The 14,205-nt window shown below is 47.6% G+C and carries 18 protein-coding genes and 1 pseudogene; 18 read left to right on the top strand and 1 reads right to left on the bottom strand.

The window, feature by feature from the left end; all coding sequences use genetic code 11:
- Nucleotides 1-3: 3 nt before the first annotated feature.
- The 10 genes from EC843_RS04780 to EC843_RS04735 all read left to right on the top strand — a co-directional run bounded on the left by EC843_RS04780 (nucleotide 4) and on the right by EC843_RS04735 (nucleotide 7,606).
- On the top strand, nucleotides 4-387 hold the full coding sequence (locus tag EC843_RS04780) for a DUF4054 domain-containing protein (protein ID WP_243739119.1): 384 nt from the start codon (nucleotides 4-6) through the stop codon (nucleotides 385-387).
- 2 nt (nucleotides 388-389) lie between these two features.
- Nucleotides 390-863, top strand: coding sequence for a hypothetical protein (locus EC843_RS04775; RefSeq protein WP_133521758.1), 474 nt, complete (start codon nucleotides 390-392; stop codon nucleotides 861-863).
- The gene (locus EC843_RS04770; protein WP_133521757.1) at nucleotides 838-1,209 is read left to right on the top strand and encodes a hypothetical protein; all 372 of its coding nucleotides are present in this window, start codon (nucleotides 838-840) and stop codon (nucleotides 1,207-1,209) included. The genes EC843_RS04775 and EC843_RS04770 overlap by 26 nt, the downstream gene beginning before the upstream one ends.
- A complete protein-coding gene (locus EC843_RS24790; protein WP_243739118.1) occupies nucleotides 1,206-1,721 on the top strand; it encodes a hypothetical protein in 516 nt (171 codons plus the stop codon). The genes EC843_RS04770 and EC843_RS24790 overlap by 4 nt, the downstream gene beginning before the upstream one ends.
- Nucleotides 1,718-3,208: a DUF3383 domain-containing protein gene (locus EC843_RS04760; RefSeq protein ID WP_133521756.1), complete on the top strand. Its 1,491-nt coding sequence runs from the start codon at nucleotides 1,718-1,720 to the stop codon at nucleotides 3,206-3,208. Before EC843_RS24790 ends, EC843_RS04760 begins: the two co-directional genes overlap by 4 nt.
- A gap of 11 nt (nucleotides 3,209-3,219) precedes the next feature.
- A complete protein-coding gene (locus tag EC843_RS04755) occupies nucleotides 3,220-3,654 on the top strand; it encodes a hypothetical protein (protein WP_121813305.1) in 435 nt (144 codons plus the stop codon).
- Nucleotides 3,654-4,064, top strand: coding sequence for a hypothetical protein (locus EC843_RS04750; RefSeq protein WP_121813306.1), 411 nt, complete (start codon nucleotides 3,654-3,656; stop codon nucleotides 4,062-4,064). Before EC843_RS04755 ends, EC843_RS04750 begins: the two co-directional genes overlap by 1 nt.
- A gap of 211 nt (nucleotides 4,065-4,275) precedes the next feature.
- On the top strand, nucleotides 4,276-6,138 hold the full coding sequence (locus tag EC843_RS04745; protein WP_133521755.1) for a lytic transglycosylase domain-containing protein: 1,863 nt from the start codon (nucleotides 4,276-4,278) through the stop codon (nucleotides 6,136-6,138).
- Between the two features lie 443 nt (nucleotides 6,139-6,581).
- Complete coding sequence (locus tag EC843_RS04740; protein WP_133521754.1) at nucleotides 6,582-7,154, top strand: hypothetical protein; 573 nt, start codon at nucleotides 6,582-6,584, stop codon at nucleotides 7,152-7,154.
- A gap of 20 nt (nucleotides 7,155-7,174) precedes the next feature.
- Nucleotides 7,175-7,606, top strand: a complete 432-nt coding sequence (locus EC843_RS04735) for a type II toxin-antitoxin system YafO family toxin (protein WP_243739117.1) — start codon at nucleotides 7,175-7,177, stop codon at nucleotides 7,604-7,606.
- Between the two features lie 70 nt (nucleotides 7,607-7,676).
- Here EC843_RS04735 and EC843_RS04730 read toward each other — a convergent pair whose 3' ends face one another.
- On the bottom strand, nucleotides 7,677-8,105 hold the full coding sequence (locus tag EC843_RS04730; RefSeq protein ID WP_133521752.1) for a helix-turn-helix transcriptional regulator: 429 nt from the start codon (nucleotides 8,103-8,105) through the stop codon (nucleotides 7,677-7,679).
- 44 nt (nucleotides 8,106-8,149) lie between these two features.
- Between EC843_RS04730 and EC843_RS24785 the strand changes: the two are divergent.
- The 8 genes and pseudogenes from EC843_RS24785 to EC843_RS04695 all read left to right on the top strand — a co-directional run.
- Nucleotides 8,150-8,449: pseudogene (locus tag EC843_RS24785) on the top strand (HNH endonuclease); the annotation flags it as partial.
- 405 nt (nucleotides 8,450-8,854) lie between these two features.
- On the top strand, nucleotides 8,855-9,844 hold the full coding sequence (locus tag EC843_RS24780) for a phage antirepressor N-terminal domain-containing protein (protein ID WP_133522060.1): 990 nt from the start codon (nucleotides 8,855-8,857) through the stop codon (nucleotides 9,842-9,844).
- Nucleotides 9,845-9,898: 54 nt separating this feature from the next.
- Nucleotides 9,899-10,729 (top strand): hypothetical protein, encoded by an 831-nt coding sequence (locus tag EC843_RS04720; protein WP_133521751.1) that lies wholly within the window; start codon nucleotides 9,899-9,901, stop codon nucleotides 10,727-10,729.
- Between the two features lie 2 nt (nucleotides 10,730-10,731).
- Nucleotides 10,732-11,034 carry a hypothetical protein gene (locus EC843_RS04715; RefSeq protein ID WP_133521750.1) on the top strand — a complete coding sequence of 101 codons (303 nt, stop codon included), beginning with the start codon at nucleotides 10,732-10,734 and terminating at the stop codon, nucleotides 11,032-11,034.
- On the top strand, nucleotides 11,027-11,911 hold the full coding sequence (locus tag EC843_RS04710; RefSeq protein WP_133521749.1) for a hypothetical protein: 885 nt from the start codon (nucleotides 11,027-11,029) through the stop codon (nucleotides 11,909-11,911). The genes EC843_RS04715 and EC843_RS04710 overlap by 8 nt, the downstream gene beginning before the upstream one ends.
- Complete coding sequence (locus EC843_RS04705) at nucleotides 11,904-12,614, top strand: phage baseplate protein (RefSeq protein WP_133521748.1); 711 nt, start codon at nucleotides 11,904-11,906, stop codon at nucleotides 12,612-12,614. Before EC843_RS04710 ends, EC843_RS04705 begins: the two co-directional genes overlap by 8 nt.
- Nucleotides 12,611-12,970: a hypothetical protein gene (locus tag EC843_RS04700; protein WP_121813315.1), complete on the top strand. Its 360-nt coding sequence runs from the start codon at nucleotides 12,611-12,613 to the stop codon at nucleotides 12,968-12,970. The genes EC843_RS04705 and EC843_RS04700 overlap by 4 nt, the downstream gene beginning before the upstream one ends.
- Nucleotides 12,967-14,196, top strand: coding sequence for a baseplate J/gp47 family protein (locus tag EC843_RS04695; RefSeq protein ID WP_133521747.1), 1,230 nt, complete (start codon nucleotides 12,967-12,969; stop codon nucleotides 14,194-14,196). Before EC843_RS04700 ends, EC843_RS04695 begins: the two co-directional genes overlap by 4 nt.
- The last annotated feature ends 9 nt before the right edge of the window (nucleotides 14,197-14,205 follow it).

The following is a 14,205-nucleotide window of genomic DNA, read 5'->3' as shown; positions in this document are numbered from 1 at the left end:
GTGGTGCTTGATATAACAAAGTTCCGCGCCATGTTCCCCGAGTTTTCCAACGTATCAAATGAGCTTCTTCCATTCCTGTTTGACCAGGCCACCGATTACCTGAACAACTCCGATTTTTCACTGGTTGATGACGTCATTAAGCGTGAGCGATTGCTCTACTTGCTAATGGCTCATTTGGCATACGTGCGATATGGGGATGTCAATGGTAACGGTGGCTCGGGAATGGTTGGTCGCATATCTTCAGCCTCAGAAGGTAGCGTATCGGTTTCATCTGATATCGGGCCGGTGGAGTTTCGTTACGCCTGGTATACACAGAGTCCATATGGCATGGACTACTGGCAGGCTACGAAAGTCTATCGCATGGCTAACTACTATCCGGGGTGTTGATTATGGCTGACCTGATTATGGACTTCCTGAATAAGACGGCTGGAGAACTTCAATCGAAGCAGGTGAAGGTCGGGTTCATTGATGGGGCAACTTACCCTGATGGAACTTCTGTCGCGCAGGTGGCGGCCTGGAATGAATACGGGCAGCCAGAAAATAACCAGCCGCCAAGACCATTTTTCCGCAATGCCATAAGCGAAAAAGAAGGGGACTGGACCGACTCTATCGCAAGAGGGATTCGGGCGGGAATTCCAACCGATCAGGTTCTTGAAGTAATGGGGGCGCAGATTAAAGGTGATGTTCAGGAGTCAATTTCTCAGCTCATGGACCCACGCTTGTCAGATGTGACGCTGCATATCCGTAAAACAAGGAAGGTGCTGCCAAATGAATCAACCAAGCCGCTTGTAGACACGAAGGTGATGATTGGCGACGTCAACTATGAGGTGAGCGACATTGAATCTTCACAAGATAGCCAATAGCGCCATTCGCCGCGTTAACCCAAATATCTCCGCCGTCCTGAAGAAATACGCCGGTGAAGTCATCGGGGCTGGCAGAAATCCGCAACCCTCATACCTTCCTGATCAGGATGTCATCATCCAGTTGCAGCCCCTTAGCAAGGGGGAAATGCAGCATGTGGATGGGCTGAACGTGCAGGGGCTGGTCAAGTCGATTTATGTGAATGGCAACTACTTCAGTGTCCAGCGAGAAAAGGAGCAGGGCGGCGATATCTTCCAGATCAATGGCGAGACGTGGCTTGTAGTTGAGCCCATCGAACTGTGGCCGGACTGGTGCCGCCTGCTGGTTAATCTACAGGTAAGCACATGAACGACTTTACGATTGATAGCATCATTGATGTGCTGGCTGATTACATCGAACCAATTGGCGGGACTTGCCGACAGGCGCAGGCCAACAGGGTGCCGATGCCAAAAGGACAGTTCTGCATCCTGACCCCCTTGCGATTCACCCGGTTATCCACGACGAGAGACATTAAGCAAGATACCGGCTCTCCGGCTACCAGTGCGATGGGCTACACCGAGGTTCGCCAGGCTGATATTCAGGTAGATATCTATGGTCAGGGTGCAGGGGATCGGGCTATAGCGCTTGAGACTGTTTTTACCTCTGGCCATGCCTACGACAAAATTAAAGCCATCGATTCAAGACTGGCTCCGCTTAACTCAACTGCTGCGATTCAGGCTCCGATGATTGATGCGGAAAGCCAGTGGCAGGAACGCTACACACTAACACTTTCTTTACAGGCACATATTACCGTGTCGCTCCCGCAGGATTATTTCGACGACGCCGAAATTACCACTGAACAGGTAGATAAACGCCCATGAGCACAATCCCTTTATCCGTTGATTTTAATATCACGCCCAATGTTGTGACGCCTGCCGGTGATGCGGTGGACGCCAATGGCCTGATGCTGACCGACAATGAACTGGTGCCGGTCGGCGCTGTTGTTAGTTATTTTTCCGCTGCTGATATCTCTGCATTGATGGGCAGTGATTCCAAGGAGTTCCTCGCCGGGCAGCAGTATTTTAACGGCTATGAAAACTCTTCCGTAATCCCTGGTGAATTGCTGATGTCGCGCATCGTGACTGAAGATGTTGCCGGGTATTTGCTGTCAGGAAATCTTAAAGGTGTGCCACTGGCCACGCTGAAAGCAATCCCGGCAGGAACCATCACACTAACCGTTGACGGCACATCAGTAACCAGTACCTCAATTGACCTGTCTACAGCGACGAGCTTCACTGACATCGCAAGCAAGCTTCAGACCGGAATTGGCACAACAAAAGTGGCTGTCGAGTGGCTGTCTGTAGCTAACCGCTTCATTATCCGATCTGCAACAACTGGAGATGACAGTGCGGTTTCATATGCTAACGCTGGCGCACTGGCGACAGGGTTATTACTGACTGCGGCCACCGCGGCAACTGTTTCACCTGGCTCTGATGCTGTAACGCCGACTGAGACGATGAATAACATCATCAACACCAACCAGAACTGGATCCCATTCGAGTCTCTGATTGATCTCGATGAAAACGAAAACACCGAGTTATGTGCGTGGACAAACTCGCAGAAAAGCCGATTTGTTTACGTATACCGTGACACATCTGCTGCAGCTACAGTGGCTAACAATCCCGATTGCTTCTATCAGAAAGTAGTTGTGGCCAACGGCTACGAAGGCATTGTTCCCGTTTATGGATCATACCTGTATGGCGTGATGCCTCTCGCATACTCTGCAAGCATCGATTTTGCTCGAACTAACGGGCGAATCTCCTTTAAGTTCCGTGGATTCTCTGGGCTGGCTCCAAACGTAACTGACCTCGCTACCGCGCAGGCGCTTAAATCCAACGGCTATAACTTCTACGGCTCATACAGCCTGAACAAAACAATGGCGCAGTACGCCTCAGATGGCGCTATTAGCGGTAAATTTGCTTGGCTTGATAGCTTTATCAACCAAGTGTGGATCAATGCAAATCTGGTTGGTGCATTTGCAAATTTGTTCACCAACAACCAGTCCTATCCGTTTAATGATTCTGGATATGGAGCAATTTCAGCATCCGTTATTGATGTAGCTAACCAGGGGCTAACGTTTGGTGCAATTCAGAAAGGCGTGGTTCTTGATGCCGCACAAATACGCATTGTGAATAACACTGTGGGCAAGGACATTTCAGCCACGCTCTACTCACAAGGGTGGTACCTGTATATCCCGACGCAAACTGGCGCTGCACGACTTGATCGCGACCTTAAGGGGGTCATCTTCTACTACGTGGATGGGCAGTTGATCCAATCCATTTCCATGTCTTCAACCGCTATCTTATAAGGGAATAAACCATGCCTATCGACATTACATCGGCTAACAGTAAGTTGCGCATTGTCGTGCCTTCTTACTACCCTGGCGGTTTTGATGTAGACGATTACTCAGCAGACAACATGTTTGAAACGGCTGCGCTGCAAAACAAAGAAGACATGATGTCTGCTGACGGTAAATACCACGCAGGCTTCATCTTCAACCCGACAGAGTTCACCATCAACCTGATGGCGACTTCCAATGCTGGCAGTCTCCTTGATGACTGGCTGGCCGCTGAGCGAACAGCAATCTCTGCCTTTGCATGCAACGCCGTGCTGACCGTCCCAGCGCTGGGGGCGAAGTGGAACTTTGTGAATGGGGTTTTATATACGTGGACGCCTGCACCTCCGGGCCGACGAGTTTTACAGCCTCGCCCGGCAGTATTCCACTTTGAAACCGTTACACGGAGCGCTATCTGATGTCACGCAAAGAGATTCCATTCATCATTGAGGAAGACAATCGGGATAAGGGGAAGGAGTTCATCATCACCGAGATGTCGGCATGGGACGCTGACGAGCTGGCTCAGGATATTTTCCGGGCAATGGGTGAATCAAACTTCTCTGAAATCCCGGCCGATGTTATTGCGATGGGGTGCGCCGGGCTTGCTACTGTAGGGTTGAGCGTGCTCTCTGCGTCATCCCCTGACGTAGCCCGGACTCTTCGCGATCGCCTTATGTCCACTGTGCAAATTGCCATAACGCATGAAGGGCAAAGGCAAGTCCGCAAGGTGAATGGTGGCATCGACTTTGAAGAGGTTTCAACCATTCGCCTGGTGATGGACAAAGTCTTTAAGGCCAACTTCGATTTTTTAACAATCGCCGAAGGGTAAAGTACCCGTTTCTCGAAGAGGAAACCCTTCCGGCGAAATTAGTTTCTCCCGTCAATATTTCCCAAACTATCAACGCCATCATCTGCGCTGGAAAAGCAACGTACATCGAATTGCAGGAGAACCTGTCCGTAAAGGATATGTACAACCTGCTGGAGATTATCTCTGTTGAGAACTTTAACCAGCGCGTGTGGCATAAGCATCAGGAGCAGCGATGATCATCCAGGAACTGGCGTATAAGGTAACCATCAAGGCCGATGAGTTCCTGAATGGTAAAAAGAAAGTAGCGGATGGTGCCAAGGAGCTTGGTGATACGGTCACCAAAGAGTGGGAAGGGATTGGCGACACAGCAAAGACCACCGGTGAAGAAATCGTCAAAGTTGGCGATGAAATTCAGCGCTCGAATAAAGAAACAGGGAAGTCTCTGTCTGACGCTGGCTTTGACGCTAAGAAGTTCGGCACTGCGGCGGTATCGTCATTCCGTGGCGTTACAGCGGCGGCGGCCGGATTCCTTGGGATTGGTGCCGGGCTATACGGTGTTAAGCAGCTATTCACCTCTACGGCAAACGAGATAGTCAGAGCCAGCCAGCAGGCTAAGTTCTTTGGCTCTGACGTCAATAAGATGTTCGGGGTACAGCGTGGCTTTAAGCAGGCAGGGCTTAACGGTGATGCGTTTATCTCTGCTTCCGGCAATGCCCGCATGGCCCTGGCTAACATTGCTGACCCTACAGTGTTCGGCGGTCTGACCGGTGCAGCTCAAAACCTTATGGTGCTGGGCGCTCGCACCGGCCTGAACATCAATAAACTTGGCGACCCCAACAAAGCGCTCTCTGAGTTTACCCGGTACGGCAAATCTCACTCACAAGAAAACCTGATGCAGGTGATGTCTGCCGCCGGATTCGACCCCACCGATGCAGCCAAAATTAAATCTGGTGAGTTGAAGTCGCTTGTCGATTCCGAAACCAAGAAGTCGAATATCACCGCCGCACAGGTGAAAAAACAGGAAGATCTTTTAGTGAAAATGGGTGAGCTAGGATCGCAGGTTGAACGAATAGCGCAGGGACTTGCAGTTGCTTTCGCCCCGGCAGTAATAGAGGGCATGCAGGCTTTCGGAAAATGGATTGAAGACAATCAAGGAAATATCATCGGCTTCTTTCGGGATGCAGGAGACTCAATTAAGAAGTTAACCGAGTCTGTCGGAGGGGCAACAGCACTTCTCCTGCTGCTTGCTGTGGGGCTTCGGTCTAATCCACTGGTTTTGGGCGCAGTGGCAGCCGCAGCAGCCGCTAACGCTGTAGATAAGGACAAAAGGGATGCAGCCGGGAAGAACAAAGATGTGGGGCAATATCTTTATGAAAAAGTCCACGAAGATAAGTCGCCTTTTCTGACCTGGGACTCAATCAAAGCATTATTCGGTGCTGATGAAGTTCCTCAGCATGCGCAATCTGCAAGGATGGCTAAGTCCTCTCCAGGTGGAATGGATGATCTTCTTCATGGCGTAATGATGACAGAGTCGGGTGGAGACCCATTCGCATACAACGCATCTGGAGCTACCGGCGCTTATCAGTTCATGCCGAACACCGCCAGAGACATGGGGCTTCGTGTTGATTCTCAGGTTGATGAGCGACTTGACCCTGAAAAGTCACGAGCTGCGGCCTCCGTTTACATTAGTCAGCTCTTAAAGAGGTACAAGGGCAATATCGACGATTCCCTGATGGCTTACAACTGGGGGATGGGTAATGTTGACCAATGGATAGATCAGGGGAGAGGAGAGGGATATACCAACAAAAAAGGTGAATTTGTTCCCTTGCCAAAAGAAACCAAAGATTACCCTGGCAAGGTGCATGGATACATGGGTGACGCCAGAAATTATTATGAAACCCAAGGTCGACTGGCCGACAGCAAGCCATATCAACTGTCTTCAAGTGGTGGCGGTCCCCAGGTAACAAGCAGCACTCATATCAATACAGTTAACGTTAATAGCAACCCACAAACTGTGGACGCTTTAACACAAAGCATCAAAAAGCAAGCGCAAAGAAGCTCAACCAATTCATCATTCGCAAGCGCTGTGAAGTAACGCCTATGGTCTGCATTGGCGGTTGGTTCTAAATGTAGATATTATATCCAATAATATTGACACAGTGAGGTGCGATTAATGAGGCGGTCTCTGCTCTATTTCTTTGTTTACACATTTACATTTTTGTTTTTCTTCATGAGCCCAATTGGTCATTTGATTGCCGGTAATGACTTGGCGCTCGCAGTGTTATGGGTGGTCATATCTTCCGCAATCGTGCATGTCATCCACTTCTGGCCTACGAAAGAAAGATAAAGCAAGCCCACCCTGGTGGGCTTTTTGTTCATGCAAGTTCACGTAAGGTCACGGAGGCTCACTCCGGTTCACCTTGCTCAAATATGAGTAATAGTATTAAACTGCTATTAACAACATCATGTTGTACCTAACCAAGAATCACAATCTTTGGTTTTGTGTCATAGGTGCTCCTGCATCACTAGGAGAACGTTATGCATACTATTCAAGTAGATAAAAATAAAATGCCATTTTTCGATACCTTCAAAACAGCTACGGTAGTTGGCTTGCTTATGCAGCAAGTGTCGTCCGTGCCTTGTCATGAAGGAAATCAGTTCCCTAGCAACCCGTATAGCTATCATCTGAGCAATGAGACAACTAGCCAGATACGGGGGCTTATGATGGATGAGTCTGTAGGATTCATCAAAGATCTGACCGCGACCCTAAATCAGGCGTACTCCGTGTTGCTGGGTTCTAATGAGTCAAACCAGGAATCTTTCATCAAGAAACTTGACCCTGAACAAACTGACCTTATCGAGCTTCAGCTTCGTGGTCTTGAAGGGGCGATTAAGAACGTTTATACGAAGTGTTCTGGCGAACAAAGCGAATTGGTCAAGCCGGCTCTGATTGCAACAGCTCAAGCCAGGGCGTCTGCCGCTAAGTTAAATCATCTGATTAGCCAGATGATCACTCATGTCGATACTTTTGAAAGTAACATCGACATGGAAGGACTCAGGGCTCTTGCAAAACACGGAACGAACGTCTTCGCATCCGGTAAATTTCACTGAGGTAAAAATTGCACATCACTGTGGATTATAATCGCGATAGTTATGGTTACTATCTATCTCCAGTCTTCGTGCAGTTTCCTTCGCTGGAAAAGACGCTTCTGGAAGATTTTAAGTTGTATCAGGCTACAGGCAAGCTACCCGACTACTTTGGTCGAGATACTGCTTATGACCGACCTGAAGACATACAAGACTCAGGGTTGTGGCATATTCATCTATCTTTGGGGGATGATAAATTCAAGGTTAACCCCAAGTTCGGAACTGCAACTGACCAGAAGACAATGCAATGGAACCGAACATCTGATACTGCTCTTGTGTACGCAAAGGGGTTGTTTGATGAAAACAGCTATTCATTGATTGCCGTCTTTACACCATCTGCGCATAACAAGGCGAAAGACTACGACAGGATGAGAATCCTGGCCGAGTACGCAAGAAAATTTTCAATGCAAATCTAAACCCACCATTCGGTGGGTTTTTGCTTTCTGGGGTCAGGTGGGCTTTTTGTTGGTAATGCCAAAGAAATTATCAATCAGATTTATTTTTTTCATATTCATAATATAAAAGAAGCAGTTTACGCGCCATTTCGTGCGGCTCAATTCCAGCTTCGGCTGCTTTTTTATCAATAGCTTGAGCGATTTCCACAGGAAGAGAAACATGGAATTCCATCTCTCCTTCAGGCATAGGCTCCTGTATGAAGTCCTTGGTATCTCCATACGCCAGCCATGAAAATGGAACCATCATACCCTTTGCCAGCTTGGCTATGACATTAGCCCTTGGTTTATTTATGCCAGCCTCGTATCGAGATATCTGAGCCGCAGCAACATCAGATTCCCTAGCAAGCTGTTCCTGGGACCACCCAAGTTCCGCTCTTCGTTCTATCATGCGCCTGGCAATATCGTTATGTTTAATCATAATTAGTATTGAAGTGTATTGACATATTGATTGTGGAACCATAACATTCACTATACATGACAATTGATGACACTTAAATACTAACGATGACTAAATTGAAGAAACGAAAATCAATATCTCAAATCAAAGATGTCAAAGGTTTGCGTGAAAAATTTAATCGTAAAATTAAGGTTAACCCCTTGAATGGATGCCATGAGTGGTACGGCTCACGCAATTATGATGGTTATGGGCAGCTTTCGCATGAAGGGAAGACCTGGGCGGCACATCGAGTTTCCTACGAACTCAATTTCGGGGTTATTAAGCAAGATGAAGCGTCATGGTGGGTGCTGCATAAGTGCGATAATCCAGCATGCTGTAACCCAGCCCATCTTTTTAAAGGTACAGCACAGGATAACGCCATTGATTGTGCGAACAAAAAAAGAAAACGACTTGGATACAGACCACTGTCGGCTTTCTATGGAAGAGAGCAAGATCCGAACAAGAGTTTTGGAACTGTATATTATGAGTTTAAAGGAGAGATTAGGAAACTTGGTGAATGGGCGGAAATTATGGGGGTCAATCAATCCACACTTAGCCAACGGTTTGAGGCTGGCTGGCCAGAAGAGGATATTCCGATGCCATCTGCATCATATAAGCGTCATCTGCGCATTAACTGCAATACCATCTATCGCAGATTTTCGGGTGAACAAGAAGTAATTGACTACACCTCTGCGACCCATAAATACGACGAAACCCCAATCGCGCCAACGACTGAGGTTTCTAATTTGTCAGCAACTTACGAGAAACTAACAATGAAGAGTATAGCAACCCAGATCTCCACAATCAACGTACCTTTCCATGGTGCCGATTTGTATGTAGTCAGCGTTGGCTCTGAGGCATTTACTCCAATGCGGCCAATAATTGACGGTATGGGGTTGACGTATCAGGGGCAGGTGGACAAGCTGAAATCACGCTTTGGAAAAGGGGTCATGGAAATCATGATACCTACAAAGGGGGGCGAGCAAACAATGCTTTGCCTTGCTTTGCGAAAACTTAATGGGTGGCTTCAAACCATCAGCCCAAACAAAGTTAAACCAGAGATTCGTGATCGCGTTATTCAGTACCAAGAGGAATGCGACGACGTTCTTTACGAGTACTGGACGAAAGGTCAGGTTAGCAATCCACGCCAGGTGAAAACCTTGCCTGGAAAAATCACGCAAGACCAGCAGATGGCAATCAAAGAACTGGTTAAATCTCGTGGGCAGCCTCTACCAAAAGAGAAGCAGGCCAAAGCAATGATTACCATGTGGTCGGCCATCAAGAACAAGTTCGGTGTCACCTATAAGGAGATAGATGAAGACCAGTTCACAGAAGCGTTATCACTGGTTTCACGCCTTCCACTAGATGGTGAGTTTCTTGGCAAGCAGGAAGCACTACCGGCACCAACACTGACAATTAATCTCCCGGTTCAGTGGTGGATAGACAACAACCCGGCCGTTGAGTACGGCAATCGTCACAACATAGGTCGAAGCAAGAAAGGCATGGCGCTCTGCACTCCGTCACTTGATGTAACTATGGATATGCTCTGTGGTGACAACAGCACTTCATCAGCCATATGCCTGATAAATATTCTTGAGGAGGCTGGGTATGATGTATCCGCACCGAAAGCGGAAATTGTTGCGCTCCGCAAGCATCTCGCCAATGTCGAATACGGAATGAAAGCCATTGCTGATGCCTGTAACCGGGCAGGGAATAAAACCATCATCTTCCGCGGAAACAAAGCGGACATTGTAATTAACTAGGCGCATCACCAAATACAACCAAACCCGCTTCGGCGGGTTTTTTATGGGTGAAACATGAGCATTATCGACCTCAACACGGCAGACATATTCAACGCCATCGGCGGCGGTTCTCCGCTATCTATCATTGATAGCGCACTCAGCCCATCCTATGTGATCCGCTATAGCGGCACAGGTTATGTAGCACTGGAGTTCAGCGGCTTGGCGTCTATCCAGCCGAGTGGGCGGGCACAAATAACCAACGCTCCGATTGAGGGTGGGCAGTATCAGTCAATAAACAAAGTGAAAGAGCCATCCCGAGTACGGTGCTCAATCATAATCAATGGCCTAACAGGATTTAATGGAAGCATACCTAATATATTCGACCTAACACTTACGAGTCAGTCTGAGGCGTTACGAACTATTCAAGTAATGCTCAAGACGACCGGATTGTATGACATTGAGACCCCAAAAGAGACACTTGTTAGCTATGACCTTGTAGATCATGCCTATGGAGTAGATCATCAAAAGGGTGTCACATTGCTGGTTGTTTACCTAGAGTTTCAAGAGGTCATGCAACAAGTTGATGTGATTCTTTCCGGAGCACAATCAGAAAATAAACCAACGAATGATCAGATAAGCCAAGGAGTAACCGGCACAGGAGCTAGCTTGCAAAATGGTGGGGCATCGCCATCCACCATAGACGATCTTGGAAAATCATGGTCATCACTAAAAACATCAATAAGCGACGCTTCTGGAAATGCCTCAAGCGCTATCACGGCTGGTTTTCAAAGTGCACTGGATACCGTTAAAAATCCAGTTCTTGAAGTCACCAATAGTGCTGTACAGAAATCTGAAAAGCTAGTCAAAAACATCGTCGAGAATATAACCGGATCCGGGAGGGCATAGAAATGTTAGCCATCTCAATTGAGCCGCAAAAATCCCAGTCTATATCCGTGAGCCTCGATGGTCAGCAGTGCGTGATACGAATGATTCAGCGTGAAAGTTTTATTTATATGGACTTTACGGTAAATGGTAACCCAATCATGCAGGGCGTCCCATGCCTCTACGGTAATAAAATGGTTGGGTATTCATACCTTGGGTTTAAAGGTGATCTTGTTTTCCTTGATAGTGACGGTCAGCAAGACCCCCATTGGGATGGGCTGGGTAAGCGTCATATACTATATTACATAGAGGAGAGTGAACTTGTATAAGCAACATGCACTCCGATTTGAATTTACAAATAAAAAATCATCCTTTGATGGTAATGGAAATAATAAGATTTCCATTGGAAATATAAAATCGACCGTTTCTTTAAATTCAATTGTAGCGGGAAGGTTGGGTGCTGCCGCAGAGATTTCGCTTTTTGGGCTTGGTTTAAAACGAATGTCTGATTTGTCTGGACGCGCTCAAGGGATTATTACAGATGACCAGCAAATAGATGTTGAAATATATGCAGATGAATCATTAGTTTTTTCTGGAGGCATGACGGCATCAATCGCCAACATGAACGAGGCACCTGAAAGCAGCTTGATGATTTCTGCAACAGCCAATGCAAACCTGCAAAGCATGACAGCAAGCCCATTCACTGCTCAGGGCTCGCAAAATATAACAGATGTGATCAGTTCAATTTGCAATGCTGCCGGATACGAAGTTGCATTCAAAGGCATGAAAGGAATGACAACATCAGGAAGTCCTCATTTTGAAGGGAGTGTATTCGATCAGCTAAATCGGGTGTGCTCAGACTACGGGATTTCAATGTCAGTAACTCCACCAAAGAAAGTAGAGTTCTGGCCGTCATCAGAGCAGCGTGATGAAGTAATGCCTTTTATATCCCGAGATTACGGCCTTGTTGGCTATCCGATTTTTTCATCGGGTGGAATGATGTTTCAGACACAATATTCATCACTTCTTAGTATCGGACGATATATTAATATTGAAACCGACTTGCCGTGGGCGAGTGGGGTATATCAATTATCGACGGTAAGGCATGAATTATCATCATGGATGCCAGGCGGTTCATGGCATTCAATTTGCACTGCAAACAGAACGAAAGAAGAAAGGGCGGAGGCTCAGAAAACAAATGGATGATAATTTATTTACTCCAACGAGCGCCCAGGTAAGTGAATCCGAGTCTCTGGAATATATTTTTGAAATGCTGATGTCTGGCCGCTTCTTCATTGAAATAGCAAAGGTGCAGGCAGTTAGAGGAGAGGCACCAAACTTAGTGGTAGATGTTCTTCCTCTGCTTTCAAGAACAGACCGCTCCGGCGCGATGATTGCCAATTCGACACTGTACGAGTTGCCCGTGTTCAGGCTGCAACGAGGTAACAGCGCAATAGTCATGAACCCTGTGGTTGGTGATATTGGGCTTATTGGTGTTTGCGACCGTGATACGTCTTTAATTCGAGCCAATCTGAAAGAGTCGGTGCCAGGCAGCAAAAGAAAGCACAGTAAATCAGATGCCATTTATTTTGGCGGCATACTCAATCAAATCCCGACTCAGTTCATCGAATTTGCAGACGGCGCGATAAACATCACCAGCCCAAACCCGGTAAACATCACCTGCACGAAGGCCAGCGTTACCGCTCCTGACGGCGTGGAGATGACGACGCCATTATTGAAAGTAAGTGGAAGCATTCAGGCTGGCGGGAACATCACGGACAATAGCGGGACGCAATCTGCTTCGCTTAAAACACTCCGCGATAACTACGACGCGCACAAGCACCCTGTTCCGGGTGTTCAGACTGGCGGCTCTACAGTCACATCCAACACAACGGACAAACCGGTATGACCTACAGAACCATGCAATTAGATACATCAACATGGGATCTAACGCTGGATGGTAACGGGAGCATTGCCATCGCTGATGAGTCCTATTCCGTCGCACAGGATGTGGCGAGCGCCTGCCTGGTCTTCTTCGGTGAGTGCTATTACGACAACACACTTGGCATTCCATGGAAAACAGATGTTTTAGGTAAGCGGCCAACGCCAAGCTATGTGGCGCAGAAGCTGCAAACAGAAGCCAAAAAACTTCCCATTGTTGACCAGGCAATCGCGAACGTCTTTTTCGATAAAAACACTCGGCGCATGCGCGGGACTATCCGCGTCACTGACGTAAACGGGAATGTAGCGCAGGCAAATTTATGACGACACTAACGACCGCTGTTCCGGATGTCACAATCACGGAGAATGGCCTTCTTATCCCCGATGTTTCCGACATCCTTTCTGGCCGACTCACTGACATGAGCACTGCGCTGGGTGGTGGTGCCAGTCAGTCATTAAGTTCACCACAGGGGCAAATCGCTCAGTCAGACACTGAAATTATTGCCCAGGTAAATGACAAGTTGCTCTGCCTGTTCAACCAGATGAACCCTGATTTCTCAACAGGCAGGTTTCAGGATGGAATAGGGCGCATCTACTTTCAGGAGCGGATCTCAGCGCAAGGTACGGTGGTCACAGCAACGTGCATTGGCAAGGTTGGCACCACTATTCCGGCTGGTAGCACCGCGGTAGACGAGAATGGGTACATCTATCAAAACATTGATAATGCCGTTATACCCGCACCAGGCTCCATTGATGTGCAGTTCGTCAACACCACGATGGGCCCAATCGCCTGCGGTGCCGGAGCACTTAATCAAATTTATCGCTCTGTACCTGGATGGGATGCGGTTACAAACACAAGCCCCGGTGTTGTTGGTGTCGATGTTGAGTCGAGAATTGCATTCGAAACCCGGCGCAAACAATCTGTGGCCCGAAACAGTCGAAATCAGGATGCTTCCACCCTGGCTGCCATTCTTGCTACGGATGGGGTGTTGGATGCGTATGTATGGTCTAACCGGACGGCGGACACCGTCAATAAGGGCGCGACTAATTACCCTGTACTCGGCCATTCATTATTCATCTGCGTGTATGGCGGGGCTGATGCTGATGTCGCTGAGTCAATTTTCCAGACTTACAACCCTGGCGCAAACATGAATGGGACAACGCATTACACCATTTATGACAACATTAACTATATGGCCCCGTATCCTGAATATGATATGCAATGGTTAAAGGCCACTCCGACACGGGTCTACTTTAAAGTTGAATTGGATAGCTCTCTAAATCCGCCAAGCGATATTACAGCTCAGGTTAAAAATATGATTGTAACCGTATTTAATGGTGGGTATGAGGGGATCGGGAAGGCGAGAATTGGAGCAACAATTAACGCTGGTAAATATTATGCGCCAGTTATTTCTATTTCACCGGATTCAGTAGGAATACTTTCCCTTGAAGTTTCACTGGATGGTTCAACTTTTGGTCCAGCGGTGACAATGGGAATAGACCAGGTTCCCACAATTCAGGAATCAGATATTAATGTAACATTAACGTAAGGGATGAGG

Origin of the sequence: Buttiauxella sp. JUb87, from assembly GCF_004361975.1 — a bacterium.
GTDB lineage: Bacteria > Pseudomonadota > Gammaproteobacteria > Enterobacterales > Enterobacteriaceae > Buttiauxella > Buttiauxella ferragutiae.
Note: the sequence above shows the minus strand (reverse complement) of the source record. Positions and strands in the feature narration are given on the sequence as shown.